Origin of the sequence: Flavonifractor sp. (assembly GCF_019422385.1) — a bacterium.
Classification (GTDB): Bacteria; Bacillota; Clostridia; order Oscillospirales; family Oscillospiraceae; genus Flavonifractor; species Flavonifractor avistercoris.
The window spans coordinates 1-23906 of the sequence record NZ_JAHZDL010000002.1 but is presented as its reverse complement, the minus strand read 5'-3'; the positions used below and the strand labels follow the sequence as shown (position 1 = coordinate 23906).

The following is a 23906-nucleotide window of genomic DNA, read 5'->3' as shown; positions in this document are numbered from 1 at the left end:
GTGGGAGCGGCGGATGGAGTTCGACCGGGGCTTCTACCTGGCCGTCCGCATCATCTTGGAGCTCCTGCGGGGAGGGCTAAAGCTGTGAACCATCAGAAAATCGGCTATGCCCGGGTGTCCACCACCGATCAGAACTTGGTGCGGCAGTTGGATATGCTCCGTCAGCAGGGGGCCGAGATCATCTTCCAGGAGAAGATGAGCGGCACCAAACGGGACAGGCCGGAGTTGAACAGGTTGTTGGCCCATATCGCCCCGGGGGATGTGGTGATTGTGGAATCTCTCTCCCGGCTGGGCAGGAGCACCAAAGACCTGATTGAGCTGGTGGAGCTGATGCGGGAGAAGGGAGTGCAGTTGGTCAGCCTGAAGGAGCAGATCGACACCAGCACGCCCACCGGCAAGCTGCTGTTCACCCTCATGTCCGCTCTGGCCCAGTTTGAGCGGGACGTGATCGCCGAGCGTACCCGTGAGGGCCTCAGAGCGGCCAGGGCCCGCGGCAGGAAGGGCGGACGGCCCAGGTGTGACCAGCACAAGCTCCGACAGGCTTTGAAGCTCTATGAGGCCGGGAAGCATACCATGGCGGAGATCGAAGAGCTGACTGGCATCAAGAGGGCCACGCTCTACCGGGCTCACAAGACGCATACTACATGATCAAAATGGGCAGAGGCCCCTCCAGAGTGAATGGGGTCTCTGCCAAAGTAAAGGATTTTGCTAATCAATTAGAACCATATATTCATCAAAGAAAAGAGCAAGTGGTAAAGCAGATTTCAGAACTAACTTCCGATGATATTGATCGTTGTATAGATATTTTTGGTAAGTTTGGTGGTGGAGTATCAGATAAATTAATCGATACAGTACATCAAGGCCTGTTAAGAGAAAGAATCTATACAATATCTAGGGAAAATGTCGCTGAAATGTTCGACAATTCGTCCCAGTACTTCGTAACAGAATGTAATTCATTTTTAGAAAAATATTTGGAAATCGTGGATGATGCGAGGCAACTTGAAGAATACAGAGCTTTGAAACGAAATGGACGGATTTATTGGAGAGGAGGCGGCTTTGGGATAAAGGGAGCCTTAACAGGCGCTGCAAAAGCTGGTGTAATGAACTTCTTCACAGGAGCTATCTACAAGGGGGTAGATGCCGTTGGAAATGCCATGGATCGCAGTAAGATATATAAAAGTAAAATTGAACTCTTACAAAGCAAAGACTGGGCACGGCTTTTTGAAAGATCTCTATTAGAAGATATGTATCAGATGTATGATGTTTATGCAAGCATTCTTTCTGATCAAGACAAGTTAATAATTCCGAATTTGGACAAGGCCATGTCAGAGACATACTTTAAAAACGGAAGCAGTAGTATGCAGTACAGTGTAAGAACTAAGCTATTTTTAGATGCTCTCCAATGTTATCCGTATAGTGGTGGTGTTTATTTGGGGCTAGGGAAGCTTATTGGTTATACCAATAAAGATATGCTCAGTATGTATGATTATTTTCAAGCAACACACCAGATCAAAGCTTATGTGGCAACAGTTTTCTTAACTCAGTACTCTATGGAAATAAACTCTATTACCGGAACGAGCTATAATGAGTTAGATAAGAAAATTTCTCTTGCAAAACATCAGCTTTCCGTAATTAGCGAATTAAAAAATATTTCAGCATCTTTCCTCGATGCTTGTATGCCATATGAGCAAGAACTCCAAAATGATTTACAAGAGTTTTGGTCGCAGCGATTGATTTCTGATGATGGAAAACATTTCGACAGTATCGAAGATCTGAACCTATATTTGGAGGAGCGGGAAGAATATAAAAAATATAGGCAAGAAACACGCACTCAGATTGTTTCACTTGAACGACAAGAAGAACTTTTGACACAGGCCGAAGCACGACAGTTTCGGAATTCAGCTATACGTCAAGATCTCGAATATTGGAAAGCAGAATTGCTAAATTGTTATCATGCAAAAGAGTCTTATTCAAAAAGTTTTGAATTTTACTACTTAAAGCGTTGGACAGGGTCAGATCCCGATAAAGTTGTTGCGTGCTTACCTTTGGAAGTCCAAGTAATGTTGGCAAATACCCCATATATTCCCATTACAAAATTTATTGCCATTCATATCGCGAAGATCCAGCCGCGGTTACTTTCATTTTCTACAGTTTCAGCATGGCTTCTCGTGTCAGATTTCTATATTGCTGTAGTAATTCCCCAAAGGAAGGAAGCACATATTATTCGGACTAATACCATCAACCGGATAGAGTTTCAGCAGAACACGTTGGTACTACATAAAATAGATTCCTCTTATGAAAGTATAGATTTTTTGCTTCCCAGTGAGGGCGACCCTAAACTTGATGATTGGATTGAAGTAGTAAATGTTACATTGGCTGCTGCACGAGAAGCAATGTTACGTAATCTTTGCCCCATATGTTACAAACCTTTAATTGAAGGAGCAGCATTCTGTGGTAACTGTGGGTATAAATTGTAGAAAAAGCATTGAAGGGAGTACAGTAGCATGATATGCAGGAGTTGCGGCAAGGAGTGCCCGGACAACACTAAATTTTGTATATACTGCGGAGAATTATTGGAAGACCCCGATAAAGCGTTTATGGGAGAGAAATTTGAGACTACAGAAGAATGTAGTATAGTAAAATCTGATTATAAAACCCTGACCGAGAATTTCGAATTAGGAAATTGCTCATATGGAGAATTTGCTCCAGATGCTTCTACCCATACTCTAAAAGAACTTCAAAACGCCATAAATGAGTGTAAACAAGGAAAATATCACCCAGTTGCCTCAAAATTGGCTCTTGATTATATAGAGCCACTTTTCAAAAAGCAGCAATTTTTTGAAAAGCGTAAAAGACGCTTAAAAATAATTAGAATTCTTTCCTATATATACGCCGTTACCATTGCACTTATTTTGCTTACACAGCCTATTGCCACAGATATTCGCTTAGGGGATGAGTGGACATTCTTAGAAATGCTGCGATTGATAATTCCGGGTACATTAGGCACATTTTCATGGGTCTGGAATCTTGGTAGTGTTGTTGCAGTTATTTTTATTGGACTATATTTCTTCAGGCTTGTAGGGTCTTCCATAGATAATAAACCAGAGAATATTTTCCTCAGCCCACTATTTGTTGTTGCAGCTTGTATTGGAGTCTTTCTAATTTCCTTAATTCCGTGGTTTATTGGTTTAAGCTATCAATATTCTGATGGCTGTGCACAGATAATAGTTATTGGAGTTCTATTACAAATTGTGGATTGTATAATAATGCCTAAAAAGCCTAAAGAAGAACAAGAAAAACCATAATTGAAAAGAGTGCCATCACAAAGTTTAGTTTATGTGATGGCGCTCTTTTTTGACATGGAGATTTTGATATGATAATATATATCAAAAAGAAGTTATAGGGGTGAAGTGGATGGACATCTACGAAATTCGAAACGCACTGAACTCTGGAAAAACGATTTACGACCTTCCGCTTCGTGTGACCTACTATGCCAGGGTTTCTACAGATAAAGATGAACAGCTTCACTCCCTTTCGGCCCAGGTACAATACTACTCAGAGTTTATCCAAAAATGCCCGAACTGGATCTTTGTGGATGGGTATGTAGACGAGGGGATTAGTGGAACCACCGCCAGTAAGCGCGAAAATTTTATGCGCATGATTGATGATGCCCGGGATAACCTCTTTGATTTCATCGTAACAAAAGAGATCTCACGGTTCTCCAGAAATACGCTGGACAGCATTCAATATACCCAAGAGCTGCTGAAATGTGGCGTCGGCGTGTTATTCCAGTCGGACAATATCAATACACTGATGCCTGATTCTGAGCTCCGCTTAACCATCATGTCCAGCATAGCACAGGACGAGGTACGTAAAATCTCTGAGCGTGTCAAATTCGGATTCAGGCGCGCCATAGAGAAGGGGACAGTACTGGGGAATAACCGGATTTGGGGCTATCAAAAGCAAGATGGCCGCCTTATCATTGATGAAAAAGAGGCCGAAATTATTCGGATGATTTTTGACTTATACGCAAACCAGCTCATGGGTATCAGAACGATTGCCGCCTACCTGACCGACCATGGGTACAAGAACACCAATGGGAACCCGTTTTCTTTCAGCACGATCCGCGGCATATTATGTAACCCCAAATATAAGGGATATTATTGCGGCGGAAAGAGTAGTAAGGTGGACTACAAGCTAAATATCATCAAAAGTTTTTCGCCAGATGAATGGGTGATGTATAAGGACGAAGAGAATGTTCCGGCGATTGTTTCTGAGGAACTATGGGAAAAGGCCAATCTCATTCTCAAGAAGCGGTCGGCCAAACAGAGTTCAGAGGATAAGACAAGCTATCAGAATAAGTATCCCTACAGCGGGAAGATCATCTGTGCGGTTCACCATGAGCCGTACTATCGCAGCTTGTACCGCTATAAAAGCGGAAGCAAGGAGGTCTGGCAGTGCCAGGAGTATGCCAGGAAGGGGAAGAGCGGGTGCCTGTCCCCAATCATTTATACCTCCGAACTGGACGATATTGTCCGGCAGACATTAGAAGAGCTCTTCATTCACAGGGCCGAGATCATCCATGAGCTCATTCAGATTTATACGACAATCGGCAGCAACGACAAAATAGAAGAAGCTATCGCAAAATGTAAAGTGGGAATTGAGGATGTGTTGCGCCGGAAAGACAAATTGCTGGATTTGAGCATCGATGGAAGGATATCGGATGATGAGTTCACCACAAGGAATAATCGCTTTAACGACGAAATAGAACAGTTGCAGCAGCATTTACAGGGCCTCGAGGAAGAGAAAACAAAGAACCAGGATATGATGCAGTCGATTGAGGTTCTTCGCAAGGCGATCACAAAGGAATTGAGCTTTGAAAAAGGGTTTACGCCAGGCGTCATTGACGCATTGCTTGACCATATTGAGGTGTCTGGAACGGAGGATAAGGATGTTATCCATGTAAAGGTATATCTAAAAGCCATTGGAGAGAATCAGGAATATACAGTACAAAGATTCCGTGGAAAAACTTCTGTTTGTTCCAGACAATACACATGATCCGCGCAGACATCGAGACCGAGGTGTCTCCTATCGTGGGCAACGAGAAGCAGAGCGAGGAGATGGTCAACTTCCTGCTCCAGGAGTTCGAGGGGGACACCCAGGCCATCTGGCAGTCCAACATCTTCGGCAAGTCCTTCCACGAGCTGGTCAGCGAGGATCTCAACGGCAAGCTCAAGCGCATGCCGGAGGACGCCCGCTACAAGCTCCAGGAGACCCTCCAGCGCATCATCAACGAGGGCTCCGGCGGGCTGATCTGCATCATTCTGTGACAGAACAGCGCGCACCGCAGATTCCTGCGGTGCGCGCTGTTCTGTGCAGTTCGAAAAATTTCTGCTATACTGGTGAAAAAAGCTGTAACGAATGGGGCGCGGGGCGAACTAACTCCATGGAGAGGAAAGGGGGAGGACAGTCCGTGGCCTGGAACGGTGAGGACATCTACAGAAAGCACGCAGAGGGGGTCTACCGCTACCTGTTCTCCCTGTGCGGAGAGGCGGATACGGCGGAGGAGCTGACACAGGAGACCTTCTGCCAGGCCCTCAAGGGCCTGGGCACCTTCCGGGGGGACTGCACCCCCGGCTCCTGGCTGTGCGCCATTGCAAAGCGCCTGTGGTACAAGGAGCTGGAGCGCCGCCGGCGGACGGTGCCGCTGGAGGAGGAGTCCCTCTCCCGCCTGGCCGCCCCCGACGACCCTGCGGCGGAGCTGGAACTGCGGGACGACCGGAACGCCCTCTACCGGGCCATGAGGGGCCTGTCCCCTGAAACCCGGGAGGTGCTCAGCCTGCGCCTGGCGGGGGAGTTCTCCTTCCGGGAGATCGGGGAGATTCTGGGCCGAACCGAGGTGTGGGCACGGGTGCGCTTTTACCGGGGCAAAGAGGAACTGATGCGGAAGCTGGGAGGCAAGGAAAGGCATGGCTGAGAAGAAAGAACTGGAGTGCTGCGTGGTGCGGGATCTGCTGCCCACCTATGTGGAGGGCCTGACGGAACCGGAGACTTCCCGGATGGTGGCAGAGCATCTGGCGGGCTGCCCGGCCTGCCGGGACGAGGAGGGGGCCATGCGCGCCCACGTCCCGGCGGAAACGGCGCCCAGGCGGGCGCTGGGCTTTCTGAGGCGGGTGAGGCGCACCCGGTTGCTTGCGGTCGCGCTGACCGCCGTCCTCACCCTGTGGTGCGTCGGTTGGCTGTACAACCAGGAGTTCCACTACCCCAACACGGAGGCCGGGCGGCTGTCCGCCGTGGAGGACTATGCCACCGCGCCGGAGGACTCCACCCTGTCCCACGGCATCCGGGCGGGGACACCCCTGCGGGTAGTGGCCTATGCGGAGCGGGGCGACCGCCTGTATGTGGCCTATGCCGCCGACAACGCCGACAACGTCCACGGAATCCTGGAGCTGATCCGGGGCTGGAACGGCCGCTATCAGATTCTCCGCAGCAGCGAGGCCCCATTCCCCTACACCGCCGGCGTGATGGCGGCATCGGTGGGGACGGAGGAAGAAGGCAGGCTGTACGCCCTGGTGGGGGACGGCTGCCGGGAGATCTACGGCATCCGCGTGGCTTATGAGGTGGGCCTGGAGTACTCTGAGCGCCCCCGGATTTATGAAAAGACCTACGCGGTGACAGAACCTGATTTCTTCTGGCTGACAGAGCCGGATGTCCTGGGGGAGAAGCTGGGGCTCCCGGAGGAAGAGAACTGGTGGATTCAGTATGCAGAGGTGACGCTGCTGGATCAAAACGGCGCTGACGTGACGGAGCAGTACCGGGACGACACCGTCGAGGAGAACTGGCGCAGCGGAAAAAGCACGGCGGAGCGGTTCATGCTCTATGTGCTGATGGGGGGCGCGGCCCTCCTGGGCGGGGTGCTTGTCCGCTATTTCCTGCGCCGGGACTGATTCGCCCGCCCGGTTTGCATTGCGCCGGGCCGCCTTCCGTGGTATGCTTAAGGGAGAAGGGGGGAGGCGCAGATGGAACTTCGGGTATTAAAGTATTTTCTGGTGGTGGCCCGGGAGGAGAACATCACCAGGGCGGCCGCCCTGCTCCACGTGACCCAGCCCACCCTCTCCCGGCAGCTGATGCAGCTGGAGGAGGAGCTGGGGGTGAAGCTGTTCCGCCGTGGCCGGTACCATATCACACTCACCGACGACGGGGTTCTGCTGCGCCGGCGGGCCCAGGAGATTGTGGATCTGGCGGAGAAGACGGAGCGGGAGTTTCAGCGGCAGGAGGGGGAGCTCACCGGAGAGATCGCCGTGGGGGCGGGGGAGACCAACAGCATGACCGACCTGTCCCTCAAAATAGCCGCCTTCCGCCGGCTCCACCCCCTGGTGCGGTTCAGCATCTACAGCGCCACCGCCGACGACATTCAGGATCGCCTGGAGAAGGGCCTGCTGGATCTGGGCCTGCTGGCCGAGCCGGTGAACATCGGCCGGTATTCCTTCCTCTGGATGCCCGGCCGGGATCGCTGGGGGGTGTGGGTTCACCGGGATTCCCCGCTGGCCCGGCGGGAGGGCGTAACACCGGAGGAGCTGCTGGGCATCCCTCTGCTGCTGGCGCGGCGGGAGGAGGTGCGCAAGGAGCTGGCCGGCTGGTTCGGGGACTCCTTTGACCGCCTGGAAATCGCCGGCACCTTCAATTTGATCCTCAATGCCGCCAACATGGTGCGCAACGGGGTGGGGGCCGCCCTCGGCTTTTACATTGGCAATCTGTCCGACGAGCTGCGCTTTGTGCCCCTCTCTCCGCCGCTGGAGACGGGCACCGTCCTGGTGTGGAAGAAGGATCAGGCCTTCTCACCGGCGGCTGCGGCCTTCCTTCAAGGACTCAGACATGCGGAGTAGGCATTTTTCAGCATACAGCAAAAGTATTTTACATTGCTGTAAATTGCGCCTAAAATGTAGGTATCCCAGAGGGGTACCTGCATTTTCTTTTGGCAGGAACGACAGCCTGACAGGCCGTGAGGCCCCGCCGCGTGAAGCGCGGCGATGATCCTCCCGTGCTGGAAATGCGCCCGGGTAGAGCCGAGCAGAAAGGATGAAGGAACATGAGTGAATTTCAGGAGATTTTTCCAAGAGGCGGCGAGAACACCGCTTTTGCCCGGTATTTTGTGGGCAAAAGCTATTTGAATATGCTCTCCACAGAGCAGGTGCCCATCGGCAACGTGACCTTCGAGCCGGGCTGCCGGAATAACTGGCACATCCACCGGGCGGCCCGGGGCGGCGGTCAGATTCTGCTGGTCACCGCCGGCCGCGGCTGGTATCAGGAGTGGGGCAAGCCCGCCCGGGCCCTCCGGGCCGGCGATGTGGTAAAGATCCCCGCCAATGTGAAGCACTGGCACGGCGCGGCCAGGGACAGCTGGTTTGCCCATCTGGCCGTGGAGGTGCCCGGGGAAGAGACCGCTAACGAGTGGCTGGAGCCGGTGAGCGACGCCGATTACAGCCAGCTGGACTGAGGGAGGGACTTGCCATGGAGCGCAGAGGACGGACAGAGGAAAAGGTGCAGGAGCTGTTTCACACACCTGCCGCCGGGGATGAGGGAACTGATCCGGAGTTCATGCAGATCCTGCAGAACTATATCTTCGGTGATGTGTGCTATACCGGAAGCCTGGACAACCGGATGCGGGAGCTGGTAACCATCACCGTGCTGGCCGCGGTTCAGGCGCTGCCCCAGCTGAAGGCCCATCTGGGGGCCTGCCTGCATGTGGGCTGTACGCCGGTGGAGCTGCGGGAGGCGGTCTATCAGTGCGCCCCCTTCCTCGGTTTTCCCCGGACGCTGAACGCCATCGCTGTTCTGAACGAGGTGCTCACGGAACGGAGGATAACCCTTCCGCTGCCCAGGCAGGGGACGCTGACATCTGAGCAGGAGCGGTATGAAAAGGGCTCTGCTCTCCAGCCGCCCGCCTGCTGGGATGCGCTCAGGGAGCGCTGTGCCCGGCTGCCCGGCGGGTTTGCCCAGGCGGTGCCCCGTTTCCTCACGGAACTGTCCGGGGACTTCGCCACCCGCTCCGGCCTGGACGGCAGAACCCGGGAACTGCTCACCGTCGTCCTCCTGGCAGCCCTGGGCGGGGCGGCGGCACAGCTGAAAGACCATGTGCGCGGCGCCCTGGCGCTGGGCAGCACCCGGGAGGAGCTGGTGTGCGCGCTGGTTCACGCCAGCGCCTACATGGGTTCGCCCCGCCTGTTCAGCGCGCTGGACGCGGCCGGTGAACTGCTGGAGGAGCCGTAAATCAGCCAGCACAGCCCCCCTTATCTGGAGCCGATCTCCGGATGAGGGGGGCTCTTTTTATGCGAAAAATTTTTGGAAAGAGGGGTGCTTTTTAACAAAACGAAAACAATCCTGTGTTAAGGTAAGGCTGTATTCCCGAAGAAGACTTTTTCAGAAGGTGGTAGAATGGACAGGCATCTGCTGAAACGCGGCATTGCGGGCTTGAGAGCCGGAAGCAGCAAAATCAACGGCTCCTACAGCGCCTCCGCAAGCCGAACCCTACACCTGGCAGGGATTTCCGGCGCGGGAAACATTCTGCTGGGGCTTGGCAAGATCCTGTCCGGCATCCTCTCCCTGTCGGCCTTCGTCTGCGTCAACGGGCTCTATACGCTGGGGATGGTGCTGGCGCGCTACTGTGCGCTGGCTGGCGCTGTCCGGACGCAGGATGCGAAGCAGCAGTCTGTCTACTACCGCAGGTCAGGCATGATTTTAATTGCCGCCAGCCTGCTGTATATCGGCTGCTCGGCCTGGAATGTCTTCCACCCCAGAGAGGTTTCCTACCACATGTATGTGGCCCTTGCCATCGCCACCTTCACCTTCGCGGAAATCGGCATCAATCTGTACGGCATGCTGACAAACCGGGGGAACCGCACCCCGCTGGTTCACGCCATCAAGACCATCAACCTGGCAGCCGCCCTGATCTCCCTGGTTCTGACCCAGTCCGCGCTCCTCTCCTTTGCCGGGGACGGGAGGCATGATCCGGCGGTAAACGGGCTGATGGGCCTGCTCAGCGGAACCTGCGCGGTGCTGCTGGGGATATTCATGCTCTGGCGCATCGGCAGGCTGGAGCACAGAGAAAACCATGAAAAGGGGGACGACTGCCATGATCCGGATACTTGTGGTTGATGACGATCCAAAGCTGAACCAGGCGGCCTGCACCTATCTCAACGACAGCGGCTATGAGGCCAAGGGCTGCCTCAGCGCGGAGGCGGCCTATGATGCCATGTACAGTCAGCTCTATGATCTGATCATCTCGGACATCATGATGCCCGGCACCGACGGCTTTGCATTTGCGGAGACCGTCCGGGGGCTCAACCGGACAATTCCCATCCTGTTTGTGTCGGCGCGGGATGATCTGCCGGCCAAGCAGAAGGGCTTTGACCTGGGCATTGACGACTACATGGTGAAGCCCATCGACTTCAGCGAGCTGCTCATGCGGGTGCGGGCGCTGCTGCGGCGGGCCAACATTGAGGCCAGCCGGAGGCTGACCGCCGGCGGCCTGGTGCTGGACGCGGACGGGCTGACCGCCGTCCTGGACGGGGTGGAGATCCCGGTGACCACCCGGGAGTTCAACATCCTCTACAAGCTGCTGTCCTACCCGAACCGCACCTTCTCCCGCTCCCAGCTGATGGATGAGTTCTGGGGTGTGGAGAGCGACACCGGCCTGCGGGCGGTGGATGTCTACATCACCAAGCTGCGGGACAAATTTTCCGCCTGTCCTGCCTTTGAGATCAGGACGGTGCGGGGGCTTGGATATAAGGCGGTGCTGAAATGAAAAAAGGAGGCCGCAGACGGCTGGAATCCCGGTTCCCGCCGTCCCTGTTCGGGCTTTATCTGGTGACCCTGCTCCTGATGTCCGGCATCCACATCGGGCTTGTCACCCTGATCAATGAAAACCCGAACTGGAACACCGCCGTGCAGATTTTGATCCCCACCGCCTACTGGACGCTGGTGGCGGTGGGGCTGACGCTGTTCACCCGGCATCAGATCATAAAGACCTACGACAAGCCCATGAAGGAGCTGGCCAGGGCTGCGGGCCAGGTGGCCCGCGGGGACTTTTCGGTCTATATCCCGCCCCTCCACACCTCCAACCGGCACGACTATCTGGATCTCATGTTTCTGGATTTCAACAAGATGGTGGCGGAGCTGGGCAGCATCGAGACTATGCGTACCGATTTCATCGCCAACGTGTCCCATGAGATCAAGACGCCCCTGGCCGCCATCCAGAACTACACCCAGCTGCTCCAGCGGCCGGATCTGCCTCCGACGGAGCGGGACGCCTGCCTCTCCGCCATTCAGGGCAGCACGCGCCGGCTCTCCGAGCTGATCACCAACATTCTCAAGCTCAACAAGCTGGAGAGCCAGCAGATCACCCCCCGCCGGGAGCCCTACGACCTGTGCCGCCAGCTGAGCGACTGTGCGCTGGCCTTTGAGCCGGTCTGGGAGGAAAAGGGGATCGCATTTGAAGCCGAACTGGAGGATCGGGTCATCATCCAGGCGGATGCCAGCCTCATGGAGCTGGTCTGGAACAATCTCCTGTCCAATGCGTTCAAATTCACCGGGCCGGGCGGGGCGGTCAGGCTTCGGCAGACCTCGGACGGGCAGTCCGTTTCTGTCGTGGTGTCTGATACCGGCTGCGGGATTCCGGAGGAGGCCCGGGCCCATATTTTTGATAAATTTTATCAGGGAGACACCTCCCACGCCGCGGAGGGGAACGGCCTGGGGCTGTCCCTGGCCCTGCGTGTCCTGCAGCTGATGGATGGCGAGATCTCCGTGGAAAGCGCGGAGGGGAGGGGAACCGCGTTTACCGTGTGCCTCCCCATGCGAGCGAAGAATGAGGGGGGTGATGTGCCATGACAGGTGAACGCAGGCAAGAGAGCGCCGGCTATGTCGGCTACGAATACCGGGAGATCTCGGTGCCCAGGGAGTACGCCTCTCTCTGCCTGGACAGCTATCCCTGCTTTGGCTGGGAGGAGGATCCCAATCAGGGGCGGCCCGGGCGCAGGCGCAGCCCCGCAATCCCGGTAGCGCCCGGCCCCAAGGAGATGGAAACGCTGTGCTTCCGCCGGGCCAGGAGCATCAGCGGCAAAGCGGAGTTGACCCGCCTCCAGCGCAACTTTGACAGCTGCATTGCCGAGCTGAGGGCGCTGGAGCGCTCCAAGACCACCCGGGCGGCGGCCGCCGCCCTGACCGCCGGCGTGCTCGGCACCGCCTTTATGGCCGGCTCCACCTTTGCGGCGGTATCCACGCCGCCCGTCGTCTGGCTGACAATCCTGCTGGCCATTCCCGGTTTCCTGGGGTGGATCCTCCCGTACTTTCTGTACAGGGCCATGGTGCGGTGGAAAGCCGCGCAAATTGAGCCGCTGATGGAGCAAAAGTACGACGAGATCAATGAAATCTGCGAGAGAGGCAGCAGACTGCTGCACTGATCCCCCTGAAGGCGGGGCGCTGTAGACACAGCGCCCCGCCTTTTTCTGCCGTCCAATAGTTGCGCGGCGCAAACCCCGGCCGGTGAAAAATCCCATTTCCCGCCCACGGCCCTTTATTTTCATAGTTCTCAAACACAATTCAAGCAATCGGGAAACATGGAGCAGATACACTTAGGCCATCAAACGGAAGGAGATTACAGCATGAGCAATCAGGAAAACAGCTTTGTGGGCTTTGAGTATATGGAAGTTCCTGCAAAGCGCAGCATGGAGTCCATGTATGTGGACAGCTATCGCAGCTTCGGCTGGGTATTTGAAGGGCCCTCGGCCCGGGAGGAGTCCGGTGATACCGTGAAGCTCAGATTCAAGCGGGAGAGAAGGCTCCGGGGCCAGGCGGAGCTGACCCGGCTCCAGCGGCAGTTCGAGTCATGTGCCCGTGAGATCGAAGCGCTGGAGCGCTCCAGGACGACCGCCGCCTCCATTGCGGCGTTTACCATCGGCCTGACAGGCACCGCCCTCCTGGGCGGGGCGGTATTTGCCTACCTGAACGGCCTGCTGCCAATGATGGTGAGCCTGGCCGTTCCGGGGTTCCTGGGCTGGATCATCCCGTATTTTTCCTATCAGAAGCTCCGACAGCGCAGGGAGAAGCAGCTCTCTCCCCTGATAGAACAGAAATACGATGAAATCTATACACTCTGTGAGCAGGGCTGCCGCCTGCTGACGGCATGAGGGGGGGGGAGAACGGGATGCGAAAGCTGCTGATCGGCTCTCTGGCGCTGTCCGGCGCTGCCGCTGTCGCGGCGGCAGTCCTGCTTTGGCTCAGGCGCAGGGCATACTGACCGCGGCACAGGAAAAAGCGCTCCCAGGGAGGAAATCTTATGCGTCAAATCTGTGTCCTGCTTACAAAATACTCCGACTGGCTCTCCGCCGTGGTCTGCTATGTGAGCGGCCGGGGCTTTACCCACAGCTCCATTTCTCTGGATGAAGATCCGGATACCTACTACAGCTTCAATTTCCGCGGCTTTGCGGTGGAGACCGCGGAGAAGCACCGCCGCCGAGGGGTTAGGAACAGCCGCTGCATCCAGCTCCAGGTCTCCGACGCGGCTTATACACGCCTCCGGATGCGTCTGCTGGACATGCTTGCGCACCGGGCAGAATACCATTACACGCGGCTGGGGGTGCTTTTCTGCATCCTGAGGCTGCCGTTCCGGTGGAAGGGTCACTATTTCTGCTCGCAGTTCGTGGCGGAGCTGCTCCGGGACAGCGGCGCGGTTCCGCTGCGGCGCGCCCCCTGCCGCTATCTGCCCGACCAGTTTGCCGCGGAGCTGCCTGATCTGCCCGCCTGCCGGGAGGTGGTGAACAACGTGATCTGAGCATCTGCTTTCACATTTCTCAAACAGAACGCAAACACCGGATAAACAAAGAAGGTGTACCGTTGACAGGTCAATACCTGAAAAACTCATTCCGGAAAAGGGAGGAAATCAAGATGAAAAAAAGTAATTTTGTGGCCTTGATCCTGGGCACCATCGGCGTGGCCTTTCTTGCGCTGGGCATGTGCATGGGCCTGCTGCCCGAGTGGGGCATGTTCCGCCAGGGCGTTGTCTGCGGTGTAATCGGCCTGGTGATCCTGCTGCTCACCGTGCTCATCTGGCGGAAGATGGAGGGCAAGGCCCCTATTAAGCTCCGTGCGAAGACTGTCGGCGCCGCGGCGGTGGGTGTGCTGGGTGCGCTGCTTCTGGGGGTTGGCATGTGCCTGACCATGGTGTTCGGCAAGATGGTTTTGGGCATTGTGATCGGTCTGGTGGGCATTGTGGCCCTTCTGATGCTGATCCCGCTGACCAAGGGCATCCACTGATTGTGGTCAGGCTGTGTGAGGACGTGGAGCACGATGTGCTGAAGGCCACTGTCCGGAACTTCCTGATCAACGCCGGCGTGGCCGGCATGAAGAAGCAGGCGGAGAGCCGCTGGTGCGCAAGCAGGACATCATACGCCTGTGTGATGCACGCCCTGACTGCCAGTTTACTCCCTTTAACAATTGTACCCTCATTGATGAGGCGTTTGCTGATGATATGCTCCTGGTCAAAAACTTCATTCCGGCCATCAGCGTGGAGGGCGCGGGGGAAGGGCACCTTCGCCCAGGTGGAGCGGGCCGTGGAGATCCTGCGGGGGCGCAGGCTGCCCTTCGGCATCTCCTGCTGCTACACCTCCCGAAATGTAGAGGTCATAGGCAGTGAGGAGTATTTTGACCAAATGATTGCCTGGGGCGCAAAATTCTGCTGGTTCTTTACCTATATGCCCATTGGAAGGGAGGCGGTGCCCGAGCTGATGGTCTCGGCTGAACAGCGCGCTTTCATGTACCGCCGCCATATCAATGCCAATGGAGACTATGAGCCCTGTGCCTTTATTCACTACTCCGATGCCAATGTCCGCACCCACACGTTTCTGGAGGCCCAGCAGGCACCGCTCTTCACGGCCTGCAGGAGGGGGCAGCCCTGGAATGAGAACCACCTGCGCCCCTGTCCGCTGCTGGGCAGCCCTGATGCGCTGGTGGAGGCGGTGGAGCGCTCCGGTGCCCGCTCCACGGATCTCCAGTCGCCGGAAGACGTCCGGGCCCTGGCCGGCAAGTGCCGGGACGCCGCGGAAACTTGGGCGCCGGTGGCTGATGCGCTTTGGGCACATGACCACGGAGGCGCTGGGGTGCGGCAGATAGGGCAGGGGCATTTTTGCCGCTAAGACCGTAGAGAACATTTAACGTGGCATATGCGGCCCATCTGGCAGAGACGGACTATGTAGGGCTGATCTCCGAAAACGAGGTGCCCGGCAGGTTGGAGCGGAGTCCCCCAAATTTGCTTTAACCTTTTTGTTTATAGCAGGTAACGGATAGGAACTTCCGCAAACGGCACACCAGAGTTACAATAATTGTGAAAGAAGGTGCCGCAATGTTTTCCATCCAACTGCTTCTCACACTTTTTCTGACCCTTGCCATGGAACTGGGCCTCACCGCCTGCGGCGCGGAGGCCGCAGTACAGCCCTCCCCGGAGACGCCCGAGCCGCCGGCCAAGGTGCAGGAGACGCCGGAGCCCGCGCCTGACCCGGCCCCGGAACCCCCGGAGCCCGGGCTGGAGGTCACCGAGGGGACGGAGACCTACCGGGGCTTCCGGATGGACAATGTGCTCCACGCCCCGGAGGGGGACATCCACTATCACATCTACATCCCGGACAGCTACGACGGCAGTGAGGCCTACGCCCTGTTCCTCACCCTCCCTGGCTATGAGGGGCTGTACTTCCAGGGCGTGGGGGAGAACCTGTACAGCGAGCGCTTCGCCTTCGAGGCGCTGAATTACAACGACCGCATGATTGTGGCCGCCCCGCAGCTGAGCGACTGGGGGGATACCTCGGCAGAGCAGGCCATCGCCCTGACGGAGTACCTGCTGGGCCGCTACAACATCGACCGGGAGCGGGTGTATGCCGAGGGCTACTCCGGCGGCGGGGAGACCATGTCCCGCGTCATGGGGATGCGGCCCGAGCTGTTTACCGCCTATCTCCAGTGCTCCTCCCAGTGGGACGGGGCCTATGAGCCGGTGACGGAGGCCAGGGTGCCCGTGTACCTCGTCATCGGGGAGAGCGATGAATATTATGGCTCTGAACCGAGCCGGAGGGCATACAACCGGCTCCGCGAGCTCTATGCGGAGGCGGGCCTGACCGAGGAGGAGATCGGCCGGCTGGTGGTGCTGGACATCAAGGATGCGGACTACTTCCGGGCGGGCGGCGCCCCCAACCAGCACGGCGGCGGCAATCTGTTTGCGCAGGATCCGGAGATCATGGGGCGGCTGTTCGGACAGTGATGCCCCATGCACCGGCAGAACCCGTCGGCGCCCTGGCCCGGGCAGGCGATTGCAAAAGGCGGCCGGATGTGGTAGAGTATCCAAAAAAGACAGGGAGGCGGCACAATGGAGTATCGTCAGCTGGGCCGCACTGGCCTGCTGGTCAGCGAGATCGGCATGGGGTGCGAGGGGTTTGTGGGCAAGAGCGATGAGCAGGTCAGGGAAATGGTGGACGCCATGGAGGCGGGCGGAGTCAACTGCATCGACCTCTACACCCCCAACCCGGAGTTCCGCTCCAGCCTGGGCCGCGCCCTGCGGGGCCGGCGGGAGAAATTCATCCTCCAGGCCCACCTGTGCACCATCTGGAAGGACGGGCAGTACAAGCGCACCAGGGATCTGGACGAGGTGAAGGCGGGCTTTGCGGATCAGCTCCGGCGGCTGGAGACGGATCACGCGGAGATCGGCATGATCCACTATGTGGACTCCCTGGCCGACTGGGAGACGGTGCGCACCGGCGGCGTGCTGGACTATGCCGGGGAGCTGAAGGCCCGGGGCGTCATCCGGGCCGTCGGCCTGTCCAGCCACAACCCGGAGGTGGCCCTGGCGGCGGTGAACAGCGGCGCCGTTGAGGTACTGATGTTCTCCATCAACCCCTGCTATGACCTCCAGCCTGCGGGGGAGGATGTGGAACAGCTCTGGAACGAGAAGAACTACGAGCAGCCCCTGGTGAACATGGATCCCCAGCGGCAGGAGCTGTATGAGACCTGCCAGCGGCTGGGTGTGGGCATCACGGTGATGAAGGCCTTCGGCGGCGGGGATCTGCTCAATGCCGAGCTGTCCCCGGCCGGGAGGGCCCTGACCCTCTGCCAGTGCCTCCACTACGCCCTGACCCGGCCCGGCGTGGCCTCCGTCATGTCCGGCGCCCGGAACCTGGAGGAGCTGAAAACCAGCATCGCCTATGAGGATGCGCCTGAGGCCGAGCGGGACTATGCCGCCGCCCTTGCGGCCCTGCCCAGGATCAGCTGGGTGGGGCACTGCATGTACTGCGGCCACTGCGCTCCCTGCCCGGTGGGCATCGACGTGGCCGGCGTCACCAAGTTCCTGAACCTGGCCCGGGCCCAGGGGGAGGTGCCGGAGACCGTGCGGGAGCACTACGCCGTCCTGCCCCACCACGGCGGGGAGTGCATCTCCTGCGGAGCCTGCGAGAGGCGCTGCCCCTTCGGCGTCCCGGTGCTGGAGAATATGCGCCGGGCGGCGGAGCTGTTTGGAATGTGAGACGGGGTACGCGGACAGGCGGATGGGCCTGTCCGCGCATTTTTTCTTGCTATTTCCGCCGGAAACCAGTAAAATAGTGCTCAAACAGGGCCCAGCGGCACAGGCGGAAAGGCGGCGGCGCATATGATGTACAACCCCCAGCTGGAGACCTTCCTCCGGGTGGCGGACGCGGGGAGCTTCAACAAGGCGGCGGAGGAGCTGTTCATCACGCCGCCGGCGGTGATCAAGCAGATCACCTCCCTGGAGTCCAGCCTGGACTTGAAGCTGTTTATCCGCAGCCCCCGGGGGCTGAAGCTCACCGAGGCGGGAAAGTCCATCTACCGGGACGCCCAGTATGTGGTGCAGTACTGCAAGGACTCCGTGGTGCGGGCCAAGAATGCCGCCGAGGATGGGGACAAGGTCATCCGCATCGGGGTATCCCCCATGACGCCGGGGCAGTTCCTGCTGGATCTCTGGCCGGCCATCAAAACCCACTGCCCCAATATCAAATTCAAGATGGTTCCCTACGAGAACACCCCGGAGAACTCGGTGGAGATCCTGCGCAACCTGGGACAGAACATCGACATCGTGGCCGGCCTCTTCGACCAGAACTTCCTGGGAAACCGGCAGTGCGACGCCCTGGAGCTGTCCCGGGAGCCCATCCGCTGCGCGGTGTCCATCTACCACCCCCTGGCGGCCAGGGATCGTCTGACGGCGGAGGATCTGCACGGGGAGAACTTCCTGCTCATCCGCCGGGGCTGGAACCGCTATCTGGATCAGATGCGGGACGAGCTGTGGCGGGATCACCCCCAGATCCACATTGTGGACTTTGAGATGTTCAACATCAATGTGTTCAACCAGTGCGAGAACTCCGAGGACATCCTCATGACCATCGACAACTGGCGGCAGGTTCACCCCCTGCTCAAGACCATCCCGGTGGACTGGAGCTACACCATCCCCTACGGGCTGCTCCACTCCCCCCGCCCCACGCCGACGGTGCGGCGGTTTCTCAAGGCGGTTCGGACGGTGTATCAGTTATAACGCAAACGTACATACTGCATAACTTTTCGAGACTTCTGCGGAGGTCTCGATTTTTTTATAATGGGAGCACAACAGGAAGCGTCCCCCGTGGGGACGGGATCAGAGGTGTGCCATGAACAACTTTCTCTTTGAAAATGGAACCAGGGTGCTCTTTGGCGGCGGATGTGTGCAGGAGTATCAGGGCAGCTTCGTGAAGGGATACGGCCCCAACGTGCTGCTGATCACAGAGGAAGGGGATCGCTGCTCCGGCGCGGCGGACGAGGTGCGGGATATCCTGCGCCGGAGCGGGAAAACGATGGCGGAGTGCTCCGCCGGCCCCTTCTGCTCCCGGTATGAACAGGTTCAGCGGGCGGCCCGCCTGTGTCGGGAGCGCCGTGTGGATCTGATTTTGGGGGTGGGGGGCTCCGCCGTGCTGGACGGCTGCAAGGCCGCCTCCCTGGCGGCGGTGTGCCGGGGAGATCTGTGGGAGAACTTCGGAGAATCCCAGGGCGTGGTGGATGTGCCGCCCCTGCCCACAGGCTTTGTGGCGTCCCATCTGGAGACCGGGGCCGTCAGCGGGGCCGCGGGCCTGTTCCATGGGCAGCGGTGCGTCTGGCGGGACTATCCCCCCTGTGACCCCAAATTCGCCCTGCTGGATCCGGCCCGCACCCGCGAGCTGTCCCGTCGGGAGCTCATACTCCAGGGCTTTTCCGCCTTGGCCGGGGCGCTGGAGGAATACCTGACCCTGACGGACGGCATGAGCGTCTCCCGGGAGATGCTGGAGACCCTGATGGAGGGGATGGCCCGGGAGCTGCGCATCTGCCGGCAGGCCCCGAGGGACGAGAACGCCCGGAGCAACCTGATGTGGCGGTGCGCCCTGTGGGGGAACCGGTTCTTCCAGCTGGGGCGGCGGTTCTCCTTCCCGGCGCTGCCGGTGCGGGAGGCGGCCGTCCTGGCCGCGTCGGACTGGGAGGAGTACGCCGGCGTGCTGGCCGTCCTCCTGCTGGCCCTCTGCCGCCGGGAGGCGGAGGGGCATCCTGCGGCCCTGGCGGCCCTCCTGGCGGAGCTGTCCCTGCCCGCAGAGCCGGAGCAGCTGGGCGCGGCTGTCCGAAGGCGGCTGGAAAAGGTACCGTCCACCAAAAACCTTTTGGTACACACTGCGTAACGAATCGGAACTTCCGCAATGGCGGGAACGCCCCTATAATACAGGACGAAGACAGACAAGCAGGAGGATTTTCAGCATGAACACACGTACATTGGGCGCGGATCTGACGGTCTCCGCCGTGGGCCTGGGGTGCATGGGCTTCAGCCACGCCTACGGGGCGCCCACGGAGAAAAATGAGGCGATCCGTTCCATCCGGGCCGCCTGTGACCTGGGCTATACCCTGTTCGACACCGCCGAGACCTACGGCACCGCCGCCGATCGCCACGAGAATGAGAAGCTGGTGGGGGAGGCGCTGAAGGACGTCCGGGACAAGGTGCAGATCGTCACCAAGTTCGGCATCCGCTTCGACGAGACCAGCACGGCGGTGAACAAGCCGCTGATCCCCGACGCCCGTCCGGAGACCATCCGTTCCTCGGTGGAGGGCTCCCTCCGGCGGCTCCAGACCGACCATATCGACCTGTACTTCCAGCACCGCATGGATCCCAGGGTGGAGCCCGAGGCGGTGGCCCGGGTGATGGCCGATCTGATCCGGGAGGGCAAAATCACCCACTGGGGCATCTCTGAGGTAACCGAGGACTACCTGCGCCGGGCTCACGCGGTGTGCCCGGTGACGGCGGTGCAGAACCGCTACTCCATGATGGCCCGGCAGCATGAGGCCCTGTTCCCGGTTCTGGAGGAGCTGCACATCGGCTTTGTGGCCTTCTCCCCCATGGCCAACGGCCTGCTGACCGGGGCCTACGGGAAGGACTCCAGATTTGACCCCAGGCTGGACTACCGCAGCGCCATGCCCCAGTTCACCCCGGAGGCGGCGGAGCAGAACCGGGCGCTGCTGGAGCTGCTGCGGGATCTGGCGGAGCGGAAACGCGCCACCACCGCCCAGATCTCCCTGGCCTGGATGCTGTGCAAAAAGCCGTACATCGTCCCCATCCCCGGCAGCCGGAAGGTGGAGCGGATGCGGGAAAACGCCGGGGCGGCGGAGGTTGTGCTCTCCCCCGCCGAGGTGGAGGCCCTGGACAAAGCCCTGGACACCATCCCCGTGTCCGCCGTGTTCGGCGGCACCGCCGTCAAAAGCAGATAACGACCGGTTCCCATATGACTCAGAAAGGATGAACGACCATGAAACAGACCCGCAAATGGCTGGCCCTGGCCGGGGCCTTAACCCTCTCACTGCTGGCCGGATGCGCCGGGAGTCAAGCGCCCGGCGCATCCAGCGCCAGCCCAGCTCCCGAGGAGACGCCGGAGGCCGCCTCCGACGCCCTGGTCATCGCCGAGCAGGGCATCTTCTCCGCCGGCGGCACGGTGATCCAGTCCGACGGCACCTTCGATGTGGCCAACTATTACACCTCCCGGGAGGGCTCCACTTCCCACGTGGATCACGCCAACGTGCTCTACCAGATCCCCGAGGACAACACGGAGCTTCCCATGGTGTTCCTCCACGGCTACGGCCAGTCCCGCATGGGCTGGATGACCACCCCCGACGGCCGGGAGGGCTGGAGCGACATGTTCCTGCGCATGGGCCACAGCGTGTGGCTGGTGGACCAGCCCCGCCGGGGCGAGGCCGGCCAGACCTCGGTGGCGGGCACCATGACCACCACCCCCTCCGACCAGACCTGGTACACCCAGTTCCGCATCGGCACCTATCTCAACGATGAGTTCACCTACAACGAGGGCTCCCAGTTCCCCCAGGGGGAGGATGTGCTGGATCAGTTCTTCCGCCAGATGACCCCGGACACCGGCATGGACAACGCCGCCGGCGACCAGAACATCGACAACACCGTGGTGGCCCAGGCGGTGGCGGCAACTATCGACGAGATCTATGAGCGCACCGGCCAGGACTCCATCCTGGTGACCCACTCCCAGGGCGGCCTGTCCGGCTGGGAGGTGCCCCGGTACACCGACCACGTGGCCGCCATCGTGGCCATTGAGCCCGGCGGGGCGCCCCAGGTGGACAGCGACGCCTATAACGCCATGGTGGAGCAGGAGATTCCCATCACCTTCTACTACGGCGACTATATCGGCGAGGAGTTCACCGACGTGCCCGCCGCCGCCATGTGGTCTATGATGGCCGCCAGCGCGGACATCTTTACCGAGGCGTACAACGCCGCCGGAGGCAGCAGCACCGTGGTTCACCTGCCCGACGAGGGCATCACCGGCAACTCCCACTTCATGTTCCAGGAGCTGAACAACGATGTGATCGCCGACCACATCGAGGCCTGGATTCAGGAGAACGTGACCGAGTAACAGAACGATCAGACAGGAGGAACCTTTTATGAAGACTTGGAAACGGCTTTTCGGATGCCTGCTTGCGGGCACCATGCTGCTGTCCCTGGCCGCCTGCGGCAGCAATGACAGCCCCGCAGATGACCAGGCCGCCGCGCAGCTCCAGGAGGAGACAGCGCCCCCTGCGGACACGGCCGGGAACACCGCCGCCCCGGAGGCCTCCGCCGGTGAGAACACGGCGGACAGCGGCAGTGTGCTGGTGGTGTACTACTCCGCCTCCGGCCACACGAAAACTGTGGCCGGCTACATCGCCCAGGCCACCGGGGGCGACATCTTTGAAATCACCCCGGTGGAGCCCTATACCGACGACGATCTGAACTGGTCGGATTCGGACAGCCGGGTCACCCGGGAGCACGAGGATGAGTCCCTGCGGGACGTGGAGCTGACCACCACCGAGGTGGAGAACTGGGACAGCTATGACACGGTGTTTATCGGCTACCCCATCTGGTGGGGCATCGCGGCCTGGCCGGTGGACGGCTTTGTGGAGGCCAACGACTTCACCGGCAAGACGGTGATCCCCTTCTGTACCTCTTCTTCCTCCGGCCTGGGGCAGAGCGGGGAGCTGCTGGCAGAACTGGCAGGTACCGGCGACTGGCAGGACGGGGAGAGGTTCCGCTCCAGCGCCAGCCAGGAGGATGTAAACGAGTGGGTAGACAGCCTGGGGCTGTCCGCGGAGTAAGGAAGCGGCAGGGGACCGGAGCAACTGGCTCCGGCTCCCTGCTGCTCATGACTTGATTTTGAAAAAGGAGAGCGGGAAACATGTCCAAGAAAGTCTTGATTTTATCTGCCAGCCCCCGGAAAGGCGGAAACTCCGACATTCTGTGCGACCAGTTTGCCAAGGGTGCCGAGGAGGCCGGCCACCAGGTGGAGAAGATTCGGGTGCAGGAGAAAAAGATCTCCCCCTGTCTGGCCTGTTACGGCTGCCGGGGAACCGGCGTCTGCGTCCAGAAGGACGACATGGCCGCCATTCTGGACAAGATGGTGGAGGCCGATGTGCTGGTGCTGGCCACGCCGGTGTACTTCTACTCCATGGACGGCCAGCTCAAGACTCTCATCGACCGCACGCTGCCCCGGTACACGGAGATCCGGGACAAGGAGGTCTGCCTCATCGCCACCGCCGCCGCGGGCCGGGGGGCCATGGAGCGTACCATAGACGCCATGCGGGGCTTCACCGACTGCCTGCCCGGCGCCCAGGTGAAGGGAACCGTCTATGGCTCCGGCGTCTACCAGAAGGGGGAGGTCATGGACACCAAGGCGTTCCAGGAGGCCTACCAGCTGGGCAGAAAAGTCTGAGCAGGAAAGAAGGCTGACCCGCTTCCATGGCGCAATTCAGCGAGCGAGAGCTGTTTGAAACCGTCCCGGTTCCCAGGGCCGTGGCCACACTGGCCATCCCCACCGTCATCAGCCAGGTGGTGACCATGATCTACAACCTGGCCGACACCTTCTTCATCGGCCAGACCGGAGATCCGCTGATGGTGGCGGCGGTGTCCCTGGTGTCTCCCTGGTTCAACCTGCTCACCGCCCTGGGCAACCTCTTCGGCTTGGGAGGGAGCAGCCTGATCTCCCGGATGCTGGGGGTGCAGCGGGAGGGGGAGATCCGCTGCGTGTCCTCCTTCAGCATCTGGGCGGGGGCGGCGGTCACCGCCTGCTTCTCCCTGGCCAGCTTCCTGGCACGGGAACCCCTGCTCACCTTCCTGGGGGCCAGCGTAGACAACTACGGCTATGCGGAGGACTACCTGCTGTGGGTGGTGGCGGCCGGCGGGGTGCCCACCATGGTGAGCCTGGCCCTGGGCCATCTGCTCCGCAGCGACGGTATGCTACCCCTCCACAGGGCGCATACCGCCTTTTCTTGTCATCCAGCCCTCCGGCTGTATCGGTTGAGCAAAAGTCAGCGTGGGAATGGTGTGG

Annotated in this window: 26 protein-coding genes and 2 pseudogenes; all 28 read left to right on the top strand. The window is 59.2% G+C overall.

Annotation, left to right across the window (positions count from 1 at the left end; translation table 11 throughout):
- Positions 1-84: 84 nt before the first annotated feature.
- Positions 85-648, top strand: coding sequence for a recombinase family protein (locus QZ378_RS00525; protein WP_291256954.1), 564 nt, complete (start codon positions 85-87; stop codon positions 646-648).
- On the top strand, positions 645-2477 hold the full coding sequence (locus QZ378_RS00520; protein WP_291256953.1) for a zinc ribbon domain-containing protein: 1833 nt from the start codon (positions 645-647) through the stop codon (positions 2475-2477). Before QZ378_RS00525 ends, QZ378_RS00520 begins: the two co-directional genes overlap by 4 nt.
- Positions 2478-2504: 27 nt before the next feature.
- Positions 2505-2567 (top strand): annotated as a pseudogene (locus QZ378_RS12935) (zinc-ribbon domain-containing protein); the annotation flags it as partial.
- 6 nt (positions 2568-2573) lie between these two features.
- Positions 2574-3305 (top strand): hypothetical protein, encoded by a 732-nt coding sequence (locus QZ378_RS00515; RefSeq protein WP_291256952.1) that lies wholly within the window; start codon positions 2574-2576, stop codon positions 3303-3305.
- A 109-nt stretch (positions 3306-3414) separates the two neighbouring features.
- Complete coding sequence (locus tag QZ378_RS00510; protein WP_291256951.1) at positions 3415-5058, top strand: recombinase family protein; 1644 nt, start codon at positions 3415-3417, stop codon at positions 5056-5058.
- Positions 5046-5330 (top strand): annotated as a pseudogene (locus QZ378_RS00505) (sporulation stage IV protein A); the annotation flags it as partial. The gene QZ378_RS00510 and the pseudogene QZ378_RS00505, both read left to right, overlap by 13 nt.
- Positions 5331-5473: 143 nt before the next feature.
- A complete protein-coding gene (locus QZ378_RS00500) occupies positions 5474-5977 on the top strand; it encodes a sigma-70 family RNA polymerase sigma factor (RefSeq protein ID WP_191528633.1) in 504 nt (167 codons plus the stop codon).
- A complete protein-coding gene (locus tag QZ378_RS00495) occupies positions 5970-6947 on the top strand; it encodes a zf-HC2 domain-containing protein (RefSeq protein ID WP_191528632.1) in 978 nt (325 codons plus the stop codon). Before QZ378_RS00500 ends, QZ378_RS00495 begins: the two co-directional genes overlap by 8 nt.
- A 72-nt stretch (positions 6948-7019) precedes the next feature.
- Entirely contained in the window at positions 7020-7886 is an 867-nt protein-coding gene (locus QZ378_RS00490) for a LysR family transcriptional regulator (RefSeq protein WP_291256950.1), read from the top strand.
- A 203-nt stretch (positions 7887-8089) separates the two neighbouring features.
- A complete protein-coding gene (locus QZ378_RS00485; RefSeq protein ID WP_291256949.1) occupies positions 8090-8497 on the top strand; it encodes a cupin domain-containing protein in 408 nt (135 codons plus the stop codon).
- Positions 8498-8511: 14 nt separating this feature from the next.
- The gene (locus QZ378_RS00480) at positions 8512-9270 is read left to right on the top strand and encodes a carboxymuconolactone decarboxylase family protein (protein ID WP_191528631.1); all 759 of its coding nucleotides are present in this window, start codon (positions 8512-8514) and stop codon (positions 9268-9270) included.
- 165 nt (positions 9271-9435) lie between these two features.
- Positions 9436-10155 carry a hypothetical protein gene (locus QZ378_RS00475; protein WP_291256948.1) on the top strand — a complete coding sequence of 240 codons (720 nt, stop codon included), beginning with the start codon at positions 9436-9438 and terminating at the stop codon, positions 10153-10155.
- Positions 10133-10804 (top strand): response regulator transcription factor, encoded by a 672-nt coding sequence (locus QZ378_RS00470; RefSeq protein WP_291256947.1) that lies wholly within the window; start codon positions 10133-10135, stop codon positions 10802-10804. Before QZ378_RS00475 ends, QZ378_RS00470 begins: the two co-directional genes overlap by 23 nt.
- Positions 10801-11886 carry a HAMP domain-containing sensor histidine kinase gene (locus QZ378_RS00465; protein WP_291256946.1) on the top strand — a complete coding sequence of 362 codons (1086 nt, stop codon included), beginning with the start codon at positions 10801-10803 and terminating at the stop codon, positions 11884-11886. Before QZ378_RS00470 ends, QZ378_RS00465 begins: the two co-directional genes overlap by 4 nt.
- Positions 11883-12458, top strand: coding sequence for a hypothetical protein (locus QZ378_RS00460; RefSeq protein WP_291256945.1), 576 nt, complete (start codon positions 11883-11885; stop codon positions 12456-12458). Before QZ378_RS00465 ends, QZ378_RS00460 begins: the two co-directional genes overlap by 4 nt.
- Positions 12459-12659: 201 nt before the next feature.
- Positions 12660-13184, top strand: coding sequence for a hypothetical protein (locus QZ378_RS00455; RefSeq protein WP_191379729.1), 525 nt, complete (start codon positions 12660-12662; stop codon positions 13182-13184).
- A 149-nt stretch (positions 13185-13333) separates the two neighbouring features.
- Entirely contained in the window at positions 13334-13828 is a 495-nt protein-coding gene (locus QZ378_RS00450) for a hypothetical protein (protein WP_291256944.1), read from the top strand.
- Between the two features lie 113 nt (positions 13829-13941).
- Positions 13942-14310 carry a hypothetical protein gene (locus tag QZ378_RS00445; RefSeq protein WP_291256943.1) on the top strand — a complete coding sequence of 123 codons (369 nt, stop codon included), beginning with the start codon at positions 13942-13944 and terminating at the stop codon, positions 14308-14310.
- A 2-nt stretch (positions 14311-14312) separates the two neighbouring features.
- Positions 14313-15188, top strand: coding sequence for a hypothetical protein (locus QZ378_RS00440; protein ID WP_366935107.1), 876 nt, complete (start codon positions 14313-14315; stop codon positions 15186-15188).
- Between the two features lie 206 nt (positions 15189-15394).
- Complete coding sequence (locus QZ378_RS00435; RefSeq protein WP_291256942.1) at positions 15395-16300, top strand: prolyl oligopeptidase family serine peptidase; 906 nt, start codon at positions 15395-15397, stop codon at positions 16298-16300.
- A 105-nt stretch (positions 16301-16405) separates the two neighbouring features.
- Entirely contained in the window at positions 16406-17554 is a 1149-nt protein-coding gene (locus tag QZ378_RS00430; RefSeq protein WP_191379724.1) for an aldo/keto reductase, read from the top strand.
- A 123-nt stretch (positions 17555-17677) separates the two neighbouring features.
- Positions 17678-18574 (top strand): LysR family transcriptional regulator, encoded by an 897-nt coding sequence (locus QZ378_RS00425; protein ID WP_366935106.1) that lies wholly within the window; start codon positions 17678-17680, stop codon positions 18572-18574.
- 112 nt (positions 18575-18686) lie between these two features.
- Positions 18687-19718: an iron-containing alcohol dehydrogenase gene (locus tag QZ378_RS00420; protein WP_291256941.1), complete on the top strand. Its 1032-nt coding sequence runs from the start codon at positions 18687-18689 to the stop codon at positions 19716-19718.
- Between the two features lie 76 nt (positions 19719-19794).
- Positions 19795-20796 carry an aldo/keto reductase gene (locus QZ378_RS00415; RefSeq protein ID WP_291256940.1) on the top strand — a complete coding sequence of 334 codons (1002 nt, stop codon included), beginning with the start codon at positions 19795-19797 and terminating at the stop codon, positions 20794-20796.
- A 38-nt stretch (positions 20797-20834) separates the two neighbouring features.
- Positions 20835-21959: an alpha/beta fold hydrolase gene (locus QZ378_RS00410; protein ID WP_291256939.1), complete on the top strand. Its 1125-nt coding sequence runs from the start codon at positions 20835-20837 to the stop codon at positions 21957-21959.
- A 28-nt stretch (positions 21960-21987) separates the two neighbouring features.
- Positions 21988-22677 carry a flavodoxin gene (locus QZ378_RS00405; protein WP_291256938.1) on the top strand — a complete coding sequence of 230 codons (690 nt, stop codon included), beginning with the start codon at positions 21988-21990 and terminating at the stop codon, positions 22675-22677.
- Positions 22678-22757: 80 nt separating this feature from the next.
- On the top strand, positions 22758-23291 hold the full coding sequence (locus QZ378_RS00400) for a flavodoxin family protein (protein WP_191379719.1): 534 nt from the start codon (positions 22758-22760) through the stop codon (positions 23289-23291).
- A 26-nt stretch (positions 23292-23317) separates the two neighbouring features.
- Positions 23318-23906, top strand: a 589-nt coding sequence (locus tag QZ378_RS00395) for an MATE family efflux transporter (protein ID WP_291256937.1), incomplete at its 3' end; no start/stop codon positions are given.

Coding starts and splice junctions, on each gene's coding strand:
- QZ378_RS00460 (WP_291256945.1), top strand. CDS start 11,883: ATGACAGGTGAACGCAGGCAAGAGAGCGCCGGCTATGTCGGCTACGAA.
- QZ378_RS00465 (WP_291256946.1), top strand. CDS start 10,801: ATGAAAAAAGGAGGCCGCAGACGGCTGGAATCCCGGTTCCCGCCGTCC.
- QZ378_RS00415 (WP_291256940.1), top strand. CDS start 19,795: ATGAACACACGTACATTGGGCGCGGATCTGACGGTCTCCGCCGTGGGC.
- QZ378_RS00410 (WP_291256939.1), top strand. CDS start 20,835: ATGAAACAGACCCGCAAATGGCTGGCCCTGGCCGGGGCCTTAACCCTC.
- QZ378_RS00435 (WP_291256942.1), top strand. CDS start 15,395: ATGTTTTCCATCCAACTGCTTCTCACACTTTTTCTGACCCTTGCCATG.
- QZ378_RS00520 (WP_291256953.1), top strand. CDS start 645: ATGATCAAAATGGGCAGAGGCCCCTCCAGAGTGAATGGGGTCTCTGCC.
- QZ378_RS00510 (WP_291256951.1), top strand. CDS start 3,415: ATGGACATCTACGAAATTCGAAACGCACTGAACTCTGGAAAAACGATT.
- QZ378_RS00495 (WP_191528632.1), top strand. CDS start 5,970: ATGGCTGAGAAGAAAGAACTGGAGTGCTGCGTGGTGCGGGATCTGCTG.
- QZ378_RS00475 (WP_291256948.1), top strand. CDS start 9,436: ATGGACAGGCATCTGCTGAAACGCGGCATTGCGGGCTTGAGAGCCGGA.
- QZ378_RS00420 (WP_291256941.1), top strand. CDS start 18,687: ATGAACAACTTTCTCTTTGAAAATGGAACCAGGGTGCTCTTTGGCGGC.
- QZ378_RS00405 (WP_291256938.1), top strand. CDS start 21,988: ATGAAGACTTGGAAACGGCTTTTCGGATGCCTGCTTGCGGGCACCATG.
- QZ378_RS00450 (WP_291256944.1), top strand. CDS start 13,334: ATGCGTCAAATCTGTGTCCTGCTTACAAAATACTCCGACTGGCTCTCC.
- QZ378_RS00480 (WP_191528631.1), top strand. CDS start 8,512: ATGGAGCGCAGAGGACGGACAGAGGAAAAGGTGCAGGAGCTGTTTCAC.
- QZ378_RS00400 (WP_191379719.1), top strand. CDS start 22,758: ATGTCCAAGAAAGTCTTGATTTTATCTGCCAGCCCCCGGAAAGGCGGA.
- QZ378_RS00455 (WP_191379729.1), top strand. CDS start 12,660: ATGAGCAATCAGGAAAACAGCTTTGTGGGCTTTGAGTATATGGAAGTT.
- QZ378_RS00445 (WP_291256943.1), top strand. CDS start 13,942: ATGAAAAAAAGTAATTTTGTGGCCTTGATCCTGGGCACCATCGGCGTG.
- QZ378_RS00430 (WP_191379724.1), top strand. CDS start 16,406: ATGGAGTATCGTCAGCTGGGCCGCACTGGCCTGCTGGTCAGCGAGATC.
- QZ378_RS00425 (WP_366935106.1), top strand. CDS start 17,678: ATGATGTACAACCCCCAGCTGGAGACCTTCCTCCGGGTGGCGGACGCG.
- QZ378_RS00485 (WP_291256949.1), top strand. CDS start 8,090: ATGAGTGAATTTCAGGAGATTTTTCCAAGAGGCGGCGAGAACACCGCT.
- QZ378_RS00490 (WP_291256950.1), top strand. CDS start 7,020: ATGGAACTTCGGGTATTAAAGTATTTTCTGGTGGTGGCCCGGGAGGAG.
- QZ378_RS00470 (WP_291256947.1), top strand. CDS start 10,133: ATGATCCGGATACTTGTGGTTGATGACGATCCAAAGCTGAACCAGGCG.